This window comes from Rhodococcus sp. MTM3W5.2, from assembly GCF_001984015.1.
In the GTDB taxonomy this organism is placed as follows: Bacteria; Actinomycetota; Actinomycetes; order Mycobacteriales; family Mycobacteriaceae; genus Rhodococcus_G; species Rhodococcus_G oryzae.
In genome coordinates, this window is record NZ_CP019572.1 from 3,459,552 (window position 1) to 3,472,831 (window position 13,280).

Here is a 13,280-nt window from a genome sequence, read left to right on the forward strand (position 1 = left end):
TCCCCGGCCACACCCGCCGGGGTAGACCCCACCACAACCACCGGCGTCGAACACACGACCCAAACCCCAACGCTGCGGCCCCGATGTCGACGGTCGCACTCCCAGCGACCCAAGGAACACCATGACATCACGAGAGACCACCCGCGCCGTCGCCGCAGGCGCGGCAACAACACTGACCATCGGCGCACTCGCCCTCCTCGGTGCAGGCGTCGCCGGCGCCGCCCCCGGCTCGATCAGCTGGGACGACGGCAGCTCCCACTTCACCCGCACCATCAGCAACACCACCCCCGCCGTCGGCGACACCATCACCGTCACAACGAAATTCGAGCGGACCAGCTGGACCGACGAGTACATCTACAACGTCAAGGACCGCCACCACTCCTGCCTGACCTACGTCCCCGGCTCCGCCAAAATGATCGGCCAGAGCGAATACCCGGTCGAGAACCCCGAGGTCAACGCAAACGAGGCCTACGTCCGCGCCGCCTGGGGCGTCACCGACTGGGTCGTCCAGAGCCGCCCCGGCTTCTACCGAGCACCCACCTTCAGCGTCGCCTACAAGGTCGGCCAGAACTGCCCCCGCGGCACCGCCCTGACCACCGGCATGGACTACGGCGGATCCCTCGGCAGCGGCAACTACGGCAACAAGGGCCCCTCCATCACCATGGGCAAGACCGCCACCACCACCACACTCGCGGCCGTCACCGGCGCCCGCGTCGGGCTGCCGAGCAACCTCACCGCCACCGTCACCGGCGGCGCAGCGGGCAACACCATCGAATTCCGCGACGGCACCGCCTCCATCGGCACCGCCACCCTCGACGGCGCGGGCACCGCGACCCTCCCCTGGACCCCGAACGTCCGCGGCGGCCACACCCTCACCGCCAGCTTCGCCGACACCGCGTTCGCCACCGCGTCTCAGTCCGCGCCGGTCACGGTGCAGGTCGCCGAGCAGAACGCCACCTCGACGATCGCGCTCGCACCGATCACCGGCGCGCAGGTCGGCCGCGCCTCGACCGTCACCGCCACCGTGAACCCGGCAGCGGCAGGCGGCACCGTCGAACTCCGTGACGGCGCAGCCTCACTCGCCACCCTGCCGGTCGGCGCCGACGGCAAGGTCACCTACCAGTGGGTGCCCGCAGCGGCAGGCGCACACACCCTCACCGCCACCTTCTCCGGCCGTGACGGCGTCGTCGGATCGAACACCACCGCACAGGTGAACGTGGCCGAGGCACCCGCCACCAACACCGACTCGACCACCACCCTCAACCCGGTCGGCGCCGCCGCCGTCGGCACCGCCACCACCCTCACGGCCAAGATCAACCCCGCCAACGCAGGCGGCACCGTCACCTTCAAGGACGGCGGCACCGTCATCGGCACCGGCACGGTCGGCGCGGACGGCACCGCCACCACCGCGTGGACCCCGGCCACCGCAGGTCAGCGCACCATCACCGCCGAGTACTCGGGTGCAGGCACCGTCAACGCCTCCTCCGACCAGGAATCGGTGATCGTGGGACCGGGCAACGGCACCGGCGGCCCCGGAACCCCCGGAACCGGCAGCGGAACCGGCAGCCTCGGCTCGATCTTCGGCTCCTGACAACCCACACCGTGAAGGGTCTGTCCCCGGGCTAGGCAACCGGGACAGACCCCACCGCCCCAACCGAACTGCGGCCTCGATGTCGACGGTCGCGCTTCCATCGACCAAAGGAAACATCAATGACATCACGAGAGACCACCCGCGCCGTCGCCGCAGGCGCGGCCGCGGCACTGACCATGGGCGCACTCGCGATCTTCGGTGCGGGCGTCGCAGGGGCCGCCCCCGGCTCGATCAGCTGGGACGACGGCAGCTCCCACTTCACCCGCACCATCAGCAACACCACCCCCGCCGTCGGCGACACCATCACCGTCACAACGAAATTCGAGCGGACCAGCTGGACCGACGAGTACATCTACAACGTCAAGGACCGCCACCACTCCTGCCTGACCTACGTCCCCGGCTCCGCCAAAATGATCGGCCAGAGCGAATACCCCGTCGACAACCCCGAGGTCAACGCAAACGAGGCCTACGTCCGCGCCGCCTGGGGCGTCACCGACTGGGTCGTCCAGAGCCGCCCCGGCTTCTACCGAGCACCCACCTTCAGCGTCGCCTACAAGGTCGGCCAGAACTGCCCCCGCGGCACCGCCCTGACCACCGGCATGGACTACGGCGGATCCCTCGGCAGCGGCAACTACGGCGACAAGGGCCCCTCCATCACCATCGGCACGAACCCCGACACCACCACCGACTCGACCACCACCCTCAGCCCGGTCAGCGGCGCCACCGTGGGTAAGGCCACCACCCTCACGGCGAAGGTCTCCCCCGCCAACGCAGGTGGCACCATCACCTTCAAGGATGGCGGCACCCTCATCGGCGCCGTCCAGGTCGGATCCGACGGGACCGCCAGCACCGCATGGACCCCCGCAACCGCCGGCGAGCGCACCGTCACCGCCTATTACTCGGGCAAGGGCACGGTCGACGCGTCGTCCGACCAGAAGACGGTGACCGTCGCACCCGCCGGCGGCAACGGCGGAACCGGTGGCGGCACCGGCACCGGCGGCGGAGCCGGCAGCCTCGGCTCGATCTTCGGCTCCTGAGCTAACTCCGCACACCGACCCCGGGCTCCGGCGCCCTGCCCTCGCAGACGCCGGAGCCCGGACCTCCCCCACAGCGCCTGCGGCGACGCTCACGCCGCACCGATCAAAGGACCCCCATGGCAGAACGAGCAACCACCCGCGGCGTCGCCGCAGGCGCGGCAACAACACTGACCATCGGCGCACTCGCCCTCCTCGGTGCAGGCGTCGCCGGGGCCGCCCCCGGCTCGATCAGCTGGGACGACGGCAGCTCCCACTTCACCCGCACCATCAGCAACACCACCCCCGCCGTCGGCGACACCATCACCGTCACAACGAAATTCGAGCGGACCAGCTGGACCGACGAGTACATCTACAACGTCAAAGACCGCCACCACTCCTGCCTGACCTACGTCCCCGGCTCCGCCAAAATGATCGGCCAAAGCGAATACCCCGTCGACAACCCCGAGGTCAACGCAAACGAGGCCTACGTCCGCGCCGCCTGGGGCTCCACCGACTGGGTCGTCCAGAACCGCCCCGGCTTCTACCGAGCACCCACCTTCAGCGTCGCCTACAAGGTCGGCCAGAACTGCCCCCGCGGCACCGCCCTGACCACCGGCATGGACTACGGCGGATCCCTCGGCAGCGGCAACTACGGCAACAAGGGCCCCTCCATCACCATCGGGAAGAGCGCCACCACCACCACACTCGCCGCCGTCACCGGCGCCCAGGTCGGCAAGGCGAGCAACCTCACCGCCAACGTCACCGGCGGCGCAGCGGGCGACACCATCGAATTCCGCGACGGCGCAACCTCGATCGGCACCGCCACCCTCGACGGCGCGGGCACCGCGACCCTCCCCTGGACGCCCACCACCGCAGGCGCACACACCCTCACGGTCAACTACCCCGGCACCGCGTTCGCCACCGCCTCCCAGTCCGCGCCGATCACCGCGCAGGTCGCCGAGGCATCGGTGCCCTCCACCATCGCCCTCGCACCCATCACCGACGGACAGGTCGGCAAGGCGAGCACCATCACCGCCACCATCAACCCGGCAGCAGCCGGTGGCACCGTCGAACTCAAGGACGGCGCAGCATCGTTGGCGACCCTCCCCGTCGGCGCCGACGGCAAGGCCACCTACCAGTGGACCCCCAACGCAGCAGGCGCACACACCCTCAACGCAGTCTTCTCCGGCCATGACAACGTCCTCGGATCCACCACCACCGCCCAGGTCAACGTCGCCGAAGCACCCGTGCCCTCCACGATCGCCCTCGCACCCATCACCGACGGACAGGTCGGCAAGGCGAGCACCATCACCGCCACCATCAACCCGGCAGCAGCCGGTGGCACCGTCGAACTCAAGGACGGCGCAGCATCGTTGGCGACCCTCCCCGTCGGCGCCGACGGCAAGGCCACCTACCAGTGGACCCCCAACGCAGCAGGCGCACACACCCTCAACGCAGTCTTCTCCGGCCATGACAACGTCCTCGGATCCACCACCACCGCCCAGGTCAACGTCGCCGAAGCACCCGTGCCCTCCACGATCGCCCTCGCACCCGTCACCGACGCACAGGTCGGACGCGCCTCCACCATCACCGCCACCGTGAACCCGGCAGCAGCAGGCGGCACCGTCGAACTCAAGGACGGCGCAGCATCGTTGGCGACCCTCCCCGTCAGCGCCGACGGCAAGGTCACCTACCAGTGGACCCCGGCAGCCGCAGGCGCACACACCCTCACCGCCACCTTCTCCGGCCGTGACAACGTCACCGGATCCACCACCACCACACAGGTCAACGTCACCGAGGCACCCGTCAACACCACCGACTCGACCACCACCCTCAACCAGGTCGGCGCCGCCGCCGTCGGCACGGCCACCACCGTCACGGCGAAGGTAACCCCCGCCAACGCGGGCGGCACCGTCACCTTCAAGGACAGCGGCACCGTCATCGGCACCGGCCAGGTCGGACCCGACGGGACGGCGACCGCCGTGTGGACCCCGACCACCGCCGGCCAGCGCACCATCACCGCCGATTACTCCGGTCACGGCACCGTCAACGCGTCGTCCGGCCAGCTGCCGGTGACTGTCGCGGCCAGCGGCGGTAATGGGGGCACCGGAGGCACCGGCAGCCTCAGTGGCTTCGGCTCCTAACAACCGACACACCGTGAAGGGTCTGTCCCCGGCCACCGCGGCCGGGGACAGACCCTTCGCTCAACCCGACCACGGGTACCTCGAATGAACCTACGATGCCGACCCATACGTGCTTACATGGACGTTCGTCCAGAAGGAGGGTGACAACGTGCGGTCAAGCCGAGTCCTTACCCGTATCGTCACGCTGATCCTCCTGGTTGCCGCCACCGCGGCACAGCAGGTGTCAGCGAATGCCACACCGGCGGACACCGGCGGCTGGACGCTGCCCCGACTGACGGTGACCGACGGCGCCATCACGGACGTGACCGGGCGGACGGTCCTGCTGCGCGGGGCGAACGTCACCCAGCTCAATGACTACGCCCAGAACGACCCCGGGCTCCCGGCCACCGCCCGCCTCGAAAGCGACGAGTTCGCCCGGATGGCGGCACTCGGCTTCAACGTCTCGCGGCTGACCCTCGCGTGGTCGGCCCTCGAACCCACCCCCGGCGCGTTTGACATGAACTACGTGGCCAGGATTCGCGAGGCGGTGAAAGATGCTAAGGCACAAGGCATCTACACCGTGCTCGACATGCACCAGGACGCGTGGGGCAAGGCGGTGGGCACGCCCCCGGGCGAGGAGTGTCCGTCGCCGCTCGAGCGCGGCATCGGGTGGGACGGCGCCCCGGCATGGGCCACCCTCACCGACGGCTGGAGCACCTGCAACCTCGGCGGGATGCGTGAGAGCTCCCCCGCCGTGGCCCGCTCGTTCCAGAACTTCTACGACGACGCCCAGGGGATCCAGGGCCACCTGGTCAACACCTGGGCTCGCTTGGCCGCCGAATTCAAGAATGAACCGGCGGTCGTCGGCTACGACCTGCTCAACGAGCCCAACCCCGGACTGCGCGACCCCATCACCGCCGCCGACCAGATCGGCCGGTACTACCAGCGCGCGATCGCGGCAATCCGACAGGCCGAGCAGGGCGGGTTCGCGCACCTGGTGTTCTTCGAGCCGAGCGCGGTCTGGTCCGCGCTGGGTGTCGACGCGCTGCCGCCGCCGCACTATCTCAATGATCCCCTCGTGGTGTTCGCGCCCCATCTCTACAGCGGTTCGATCAACGTCGACAACGACATCCCCTCGATCGAAGACGGCTTCCGGCTGGCACTCGACGCCGCCGCGAGGTACCGGGCACCGGTGTGGGCCGGTGAGTGGGCCTGGTTCGGCGACCCGGACGCCGACGCCGCCAAGGTCGACCGATTCATCGACGCGATGAACGAGCACCGGATCGGCGGAGCCTGGTGGTCCTGGACCCAGGCCTGCGGAGACCCGCACTTCATCCACGACGGCAACACTGCCGACACCCACAAGACGATGGGCAATATGAACCTGATCGACTGCCCCTCTGGCCGATCCGCCGGCATGGAGGAGGGATTCACCCACCCGCTCTCGCGCGCCTACCCGCGCGCCGCCCCCGGCACCCTCGCGGAGGTGACCTCGAACGGATTCACCGGCACCGGCACCGGACGCCTCGAGGCCTGGTACCCGGGCGCCGGGCGCCCCGACCTCGACACCACCGGCGTCACCGATCTCGACCTGACCCGGATCGACGGCGGGTGGCGGCTGACCGGAACAACCACCGGCACGTACCGAGTGGCCCAGCGTTGAGACAAGGCGACAGAAGTCTGACAATGCTGGTCCAGCTGGCCGTGGCACTGTGCGCCGGAGCTTTGGCCGTGCCTGGCCCCGCCTCCGCGGCGGAGCCCGCACCGCTCGCCTTCGTCAATCCGGGCTTCGAGCAGGACATGGCCGGCTGGACGCTCACCGGCGGCGCAGGCAACGGAACCAACCTGAAGCACAGCGGCGTCAAGAATGCGTACCTGGACCAGGGCACCGGCTTCAGGATCAGCCAGACCGTCACGGTTCCCACCGATGGAATGTTCGATCTGTCGGCCTGGATCGCCACCGGGGCACCCGCGGGCACCTTCTCCGCGACGGTCAACGGGGAGCCGGCCGCCTCGGTGACCTTCGCTTCTCAGCAGATCTTCTCTCGCTACACCCTTTCCAGGCTGTCGCTGCTCGCCGGGGACCGGGTCGAGATCGCCTTCGGCTCGTCATCGAACGGCTGGGTCAACATCGACGACATCACGGTGGCCCCGTCGGCCCCGAACGATCCGCGGATCAGCTCGTCCGACGCCAGGCTCACCGAGATGTTCAACTGGGCGAAGGCCAAGGCCAACAGCTGGGTCCAGCAACCGGGCCAGATCGGTGCGATCAATGCCGACGAGAACAACAGCTTCGGCACCTCCGCCGCGCCGTATGCGAACACGTATTGGGCCGGCTACCCCTACCGATCGGGCTTCTACTCCCGCGACTTCGTCCACCAGTTGGCCGGTGCCCACCTGCTCGGTCTGGACGCCGCCAACAAGACCATGTTGAAGGCCTTCGCCGCCTCGGCCACCGCTGCGAACAAATACGATCCGGTCTGGTCGATCAACTTCGACGCCAAGACCTACCTGAGCGCCGACTACCGCGACCCCGGCTCCTATGTGCGGGAACTGCCCGCCCCCTTCGAGCTGGCCCAAAAACTCTATGAGGCCTACCGCCAAACCGGTGACACCGACTACCTGACCGACCCGACGCTGAGCGACTACGCCGGGAACACCGTCACCAAGTTCGTCGAGCAGCACCCCGGGCCCCGGGACCACGGCGACGTGAAGATCGCCCAAGCGACGAGTAGCGACATCTTCGCCGGTACAGCCAGCTACAACGAGGGCGGCTGGGACTTCTTTGCCGAGGCCGGGGACTCCATCGGTTCGCAGTACCAGGCCTACCTGGCGGCGGCCGGGCTGGCTTCCGCAAGGGGCGATACCGCAGGCGCCCAGACCTTCACCGACGCCGCGGAGGCACTGAAGAACTACTACAACACCACCTGGAGCATCGACCCTGCCAAACCCGGCGAGGTGGTGCGCGCCTATCAGACCAACGGCGGCCCGATCACCGGCTGGGGCAAAGAGAACAGCTGGTTCATGCCACTCAAGGGCATCATGGAACCCGGTCAGCGCCGTGACTCCTACCTCTCCTACATCGACTCCCAGGCCTCCGGCAGTGGCGCGCCCGCCAACGTCGAGGCCGAGACGTACCTGCCGGACACTTTCTTCGCCAACAACGCCGACGCGACCGCCTGGAAGTGGATGCAGAACGTCTACAGCAAGATCGGCAATGTCCACTCCACCGGCAAGCTCGTGAACGGCGACTATCCCGAAGTCGCCTTCACCCTGGTCAGCCAGACCGTCAACGGTCTGCTCGGCGTCTTGCCCGACGCGCCGAACAACGCCGTGACCACGACGTCCCACCTCCCGGCGGACATCGGCTGGCTGGAGATCGCCTCGATCCCGCTGGGCAAGTCGACCTTCACCCTCAGCCACGACGGCCTGACCAAGTCGGCGTTCACCAACACCGGCGCCACCCCACTCATCTGGACCGCGCAGTTCCCCGGCACGCACTCCGCGCTCACGGTGAACGGCGCCACCCAGAACGCGGAGACCAAGGTCGTCGACGGCAGCACCGTCAGCTACGCCACCGTCACGGTCGCCCCCGGCGCCACGACCACCGTCGAGGTGTCCGGCTGAAACACACGGCAACGCGGCCGAGTGCCGATCATCAGGGCAGTTGACGATCGGCCTGGTTCTCGACAACCCAGGCAGCAATCTGAGTTCGCGAGGTGAACCCGAGCTTGGCCAGGATTCGTTCGACGTGGCCCTGGGCGGTGCGGGGTGAGATCACCAGCATGGCGGCGATCACCTTGTTCGCATGGCCCGCGGCGACCAGGTCGGCCACCTCGGTCTCGCGCCGCGTCAATACGGATTCGACCACAGGGGTCCGAGGCTGGTCGGTGGGGCCGTCCCCGAGGGCGTACCCGACGGACGCGTCGAAACCCATGGCGGCACCGGTGCGCAAGGCCTCGCCGTAGGCGCGGTCCCCGAGGGCGTCGCGGGCGAGCTGCTCACACTCGTCGTGGTTCCCGAGCATGTACGGAAGGGTCACCGAGATTCTTCCGACCGTCCGCGCGAGCGTCTCGGCTGCTCCCATCAAGACCGCGGCGCGCGTCGGATCCCCTCCGCGGATCGCGATCCAGGCCATCGACTCCAGGCACCAGCCCGTCATGACCAGGTCCTTGAGCTGCCGGAGCAGATGCAGCGCCTGTTCCAACAGGGATGCGGCCCGATCGATCTCTCCCCGCTGCAGCGCTGTCAGTGCGAGTGCCCACGACGAGTACGCGCGGAAGAAGGACTCACCTCGCGGGGTGGTGATCGCGAGGATCTGCTCGTGACACGCGGCGGCCGTCTCCTCGTCCCCCGACAGCCCACTCGCGATGGCCAGGCCGAGGAAACCGCCAATCGGTCGGGCGATCTGGAGCCCGGTTCCATGCAGGTGCGACCCGGCCGCGCACGCGCTGTCGAGAGCCGCCCGGAACGGTTCGACCGCACCGGCGAGGTCTCCGCTGAACACGGCGAGATAGCCTCGCGCGTAGTTCGCGATCTCGAGCGACTCCCGATCGCCCACCTGCTCCGCGAGCACGCAGCATTCCACCGCCCGGGCCGCGGCGTCCTCGAGTTCCCCCCGCATCCCGGCCAGCAAACAGTCGCCGTACAACGACACCACCCGTACCTCGGCCGCGGTGCCGGAGCTCGTCAGACATCGGCCCATCCAATGTCGGGCCTCCGCCAGCAGCCCCCGGCACGTCCAGAACAGCCACAGCGCATTGGCCATGCGCGCGGTGACATCCGGATCGGTGTCGATGACCGACTCGGTCAGACCGAACGCCAACGCATCCCGCAAGTTCGGCTGCTCCCGATCGAGTCGGGCGATCCAGCCGGCCTGTTCAGGGCCGATCCACTCGATCTCGGCACGCTTGACCAGCTGCTCGTACCACGCCAGGTGCCGCCGCTGAGCCCTCAGGTAGTCGCCGGATTCACGCAACTTCTCCCTGCCGTAGTCGCCGATCGTCTCGGCCATACCGAAACGCACGACGGCCCCGCACTCCTCGCGGACCAGGATCGACTTGTCCACGAGCGACGCCACCACGTCAAGAAAGTCGTCGGCGTCCAAATCCTCGGGACAGATGCCTTCGGCCGCATCCAGCTCGAATCCACCCACGAACACCGACAGCCAGGCCCACAGCTTCTGCTCCTGGGCTTCGCACAGCTCGTAGCTCCAGTCCACACACGACCGCAGGGTCTGCTGACGGGTCGGCGCGACCCGAGAACCGAGGGTCAGCAACTGGTATCGGTCGGTCAACCGTTGCAGGATCTGATCCGGGGACATCGCTCGGATCCGCACCGCCGCCAACTCGATCGCCAGCGGTAGCCCGTCCAGTCGGCCACAGATTCCCACCACCGCAGCGCAATTGCCCTCCGTGAGCGCGAAGTCGGGCACCCGAGCTTCGGCCCGCGCGACGAACAATGCCACCGACTCGTACTGGGGCATCGCCTCGAGCGACGGGGTCGGCTGGGTGTCCGGCACCGTCAACGGCGGCACCCGCAACACCCGCTCACCGTCCACCCCGAAGAGCTCGCGGCTCGTCGCCAAGATCCGAAGCTCCGGACAGGCGCGCAGCAGCGCTTGCGTCAACTCAGCGACAGCACCCAGCACATGCTCGCAGTTGTCAAGGACCAGCAAGGTCTGCCTGGTCGAGAGCTGATCGACCAACAGGCCGGACACCGACCGTCCGGGCTGATCCGGCAGCCCGAGTGTGGCGGCGACGGTCTCCGCCAACAGCGCCGAATCGTGCAGTTCGCCGAGCGCGACGAACCACACCCCGTCGGCGAACGACCGGCGCGAGTCCTCGGCAACCCGCAACGCCAACCGGGTCTTGCCGACCCCTCCGATGCCGGTCAGCGTCACCAACCGCGAGGTCGCCAGCAACCGCCTCGCCTCGGCCACCTCGTTGCGCCGACCGATGAAACTGGTCAGTTCCAGCGGCAGATTCCCGCGCTTGTCCTTCACGGACGTCGTCATCGAACGTCCCCTCGTTTCGCCGATTTCGCGTGCTCGAAACTACTGGGAGATTATGACAGGCCTGAGCATCTCTTGGGCCGGGGCGCGCGTGAACCCACGCAAACAACGACGCGCCCGAGGGCCGATCATCGGGGCAGTTGTCTATCCGGCTGGTTCTCGGCAACCCAGGCCACGATCTGAGTTCGCGAGGTGAACCCCAGCTTGGCCAGGATGTGTTCGACGTGGCCCGTGACGGTGCGGGGAGAGAGGACCAGCATCGAGGCGATCACCTTGTTCGGATGGCCCGCGGCGACCAGTTGTGCCACCTCGGTCTCGCGCGGGGTCAACACAGGGGCGACCGGTGCCGTCTGGGGCTGGTCGGCGGGGCGGTCCCCGAGTGCATACGCGACGGATTCTTCGAGGCTCATCGCGGCACCGGTGCGGAATGCCTCAGTGTAGGAGCGCTTTCCGAGCGCGTCACGGGCCTGGTGCACGCATTCGTCGTGGTTTCCGAGCATGTATGGAAGCGGCACCGAGGCGGTGCCCACCCTCTGCGAGAGCGTCTCGGCGGCGCCCATCAGGACGGCCGCACGCGTCGGCTTGTCTTCGCGTATCGCGATCCAGGCCATCGACTCCAGGCACCAGCCTGTCATGAGCGGGTCGTTGACCTGCCGGTTCAGTCGCATTGCCTGTTCCATCAGGGTTGTTGCCCGATCGATGTCGCCGGTCCGTAGCACCGTCAATCCGAGGGCCCATGACGAGTACGCACGGAAGTAGGACTCACCTCGCGGCGTGGTGATCGCCAGCGTCTGCTCGTAACAGGCGACGGCCGTCTCCTCGTCCCCCAGAAGCCCGCTCGCGAGTGCCAGGCCGAGGAGGGCACCCAGCTGTCGAGCGATCTGGAGCCCGGTGCGACCAGCTAAGGGCGCACCCGCACTGGCGAGGGCGGCCTGAAACGGTTCGTACGCCGCGGCGAGGTCCCCTCTGAACATGGCCAGGTAACCCCTGGCGTAGTTCGCGATCTCGAGCGAACCCGTGTCCCCCAACTGCTCCGCGAGCGAGCAGCACTGTTCCGCCCGTGCCGTTGCGTCGCCGAGTTGACCCTGCATCCCCGCCAACACGCCGTCGTCGAACAGGGTCGACAGACGTTCCGAGGCCTGCGGGCTCTCGGAGCATGCCAGGGAACGGTCCATCCAGTGTCTGGCTTCCGCCAGCAGGCCCCGGCACGTCCAGAACAGAAACAGGGCATTGACGATGCGTGCGTTGACATCTGGATCGGTGCCGACCACCGGCTCTGACATGCTGAACGCCAGCGCATCCCGCAAGTTCGACTGCTCCCGATCGAGTCGGGCGATCCAATCGGGCTGGCGAGGGCCGATCCACTCGGTTGCCGCCTGCGTTGCGAGCCGCTCATAAAACCCGAGGTGCCGCCGCCCCGCCCCGGAGAAGTCGCCGGATTCACGCAACTTCTCTCCGCCGTAGTCGCGGATGGTCTCGGCCATGCCGAAGCGCACGACGTCCCCGCACTCTTCACGGATCAGGATCGACTTGTCCACGAGCGAGGCCACCGCGTCCAGAAAATAGTCGTCTACCAGCTCCTCGGGACAGACACCCTCGGCCGCATCCAACTCGAAGCCGCCCACGAACACCGACAGCCACGCCCACAGCTGCCGCTCTCGCGCCGTGCACAACTCGTAGCTCCAGTCCACGCACGACCGCAACGTCTGTAGCCTGGTCGGCGCGGCTCGGGAACCGACGGTCAGCAACTGGTACTGGTCCGTCAGGCGTTGCAGGATCTGCTCGGCGGACATCATCCGCATCCGCACCGCCGCCAGCTCGATCGCCAACGGAAGCCCGTCCAGCCTTCCGCAGATTCCCGCCACCGCAGCACAATTGGCCTCGGTCAGCGCAAAGTCGGGCAGAGCGGCCGCGGCCCGCGTGACGAACAGCGCCACCGCCTCGTACTGGGGCAAAGCCTCGAGTGGCGGGGTCTGCTGCGCGTCCGGAATGGTCAGCGGCGGTACCCGCAGCACCCGCTCCCCGTGCACCCCGAGGAGCTCGCGACTCGTGGTCAGGATGCGCAGCTCCGGACATGCCCGCAGCAGTGCCTGCGCGAACTCCGCGACGGCCCCGAGCAAATGCTCGCAATTGTCCAGGACCAACAAGGTCTGCCTGGTGGAGAGATGATCGACCAACAGACGCGACTCCGAACTTCCCGGACGGTCCGGTAACCCGAGCGCCGCGGCGACCGCCTCGGGCAGCAACGCAGGATCGTGCAGGTCGCCGAGCGCGACGAACCAGACCCCGTCGGCGAACGCCCGCCGCGAATCCTCAGCGACCCGCAACGCCAGCCTGGTCTTGCCGACCCCGCCGATGCCGGCCAGCGTCACCAACCGCGAGGTCGCCAGCAACCGCCTGGCCTCGGCTATCTCCCGGCGACGACCGACGAAACTGGTCAATTCCAGCGGCAGGTTCCCGAGCCTGCCCTTCACGGAGGTCGTCATGAAACGTCCCGTCGTGGTCTCGTGTGATCGAAACTGCCCATCGCAAATTAT

At 68.2% G+C, this 13,280-nt stretch carries 7 protein-coding genes; 5 read left to right on the forward strand and 2 right to left on the reverse strand.

Features of this window, described 5'->3' with window-relative positions:
• The first annotated feature begins 121 nt into the window (after window positions 1-121).
• The 5 genes from BTZ20_RS15825 to BTZ20_RS15845 all read left to right on the forward strand — a co-directional run bounded on the left by BTZ20_RS15825 (window position 122) and on the right by BTZ20_RS15845 (window position 8,357).
• Window positions 122-1,591, forward strand: a complete 1,470-nt coding sequence (locus BTZ20_RS15825) for an Ig-like domain-containing protein (RefSeq protein ID WP_077042024.1) — start codon at window positions 122-124, stop codon at window positions 1,589-1,591.
• A gap of 119 nt (window positions 1,592-1,710) precedes the next feature.
• Window positions 1,711-2,628, forward strand: coding sequence for an Ig-like domain-containing protein (locus BTZ20_RS15830; protein ID WP_077042025.1), 918 nt, complete (start codon window positions 1,711-1,713; stop codon window positions 2,626-2,628).
• Window positions 2,629-2,744: 116 nt separating this feature from the next.
• Complete coding sequence (locus BTZ20_RS29075; RefSeq protein ID WP_077042026.1) at window positions 2,745-4,751, forward strand: Ig-like domain-containing protein; 2,007 nt, start codon at window positions 2,745-2,747, stop codon at window positions 4,749-4,751.
• A 148-nt stretch (window positions 4,752-4,899) separates the two neighbouring features.
• Entirely contained in the window at window positions 4,900-6,393 is a 1,494-nt protein-coding gene (locus BTZ20_RS15840; protein ID WP_077043756.1) for a glycoside hydrolase family 5 protein, read from the forward strand.
• A gap of 23 nt (window positions 6,394-6,416) precedes the next feature.
• Window positions 6,417-8,357 (forward strand): hypothetical protein, encoded by a 1,941-nt coding sequence (locus tag BTZ20_RS15845; protein ID WP_223263360.1) that lies wholly within the window; start codon window positions 6,417-6,419, stop codon window positions 8,355-8,357.
• A 31-nt stretch (window positions 8,358-8,388) separates the two neighbouring features.
• Here the strand turns inward: BTZ20_RS15845 and BTZ20_RS15850 are convergent, their stop codons facing one another.
• Together BTZ20_RS15850 and BTZ20_RS15855 are read right to left on the reverse strand one after the other, a co-directional pair.
• Window positions 8,389-10,746, reverse strand: a complete 2,358-nt coding sequence (locus BTZ20_RS15850) for an ATP-binding protein (RefSeq protein WP_077042027.1) — start codon at window positions 10,744-10,746, stop codon at window positions 8,389-8,391.
• A gap of 125 nt (window positions 10,747-10,871) precedes the next feature.
• Entirely contained in the window at window positions 10,872-13,229 is a 2,358-nt protein-coding gene (locus BTZ20_RS15855) for an ATP-binding protein (protein ID WP_077042028.1), read from the reverse strand.
• Window positions 13,230-13,280: the final 51 nt, after the last annotated feature.

Coding starts and splice junctions, on each gene's coding strand:
- BTZ20_RS15825 (WP_077042024.1), top strand. CDS start 122: ATGACATCACGAGAGACCACCCGCGCCGTCGCCGCAGGCGCGGCAACA.
- BTZ20_RS15830 (WP_077042025.1), top strand. CDS start 1,711: ATGACATCACGAGAGACCACCCGCGCCGTCGCCGCAGGCGCGGCCGCG.
- BTZ20_RS29075 (WP_077042026.1), top strand. CDS start 2,745: ATGGCAGAACGAGCAACCACCCGCGGCGTCGCCGCAGGCGCGGCAACA.
- BTZ20_RS15845 (WP_223263360.1), top strand. CDS start 6,417: ATGCTGGTCCAGCTGGCCGTGGCACTGTGCGCCGGAGCTTTGGCCGTG.
- BTZ20_RS15850 (WP_077042027.1), bottom strand. CDS start 10,746: ATGACGACGTCCGTGAAGGACAAGCGCGGGAATCTGCCGCTGGAACTG.
- BTZ20_RS15855 (WP_077042028.1), bottom strand. CDS start 13,229: ATGACGACCTCCGTGAAGGGCAGGCTCGGGAACCTGCCGCTGGAATTG.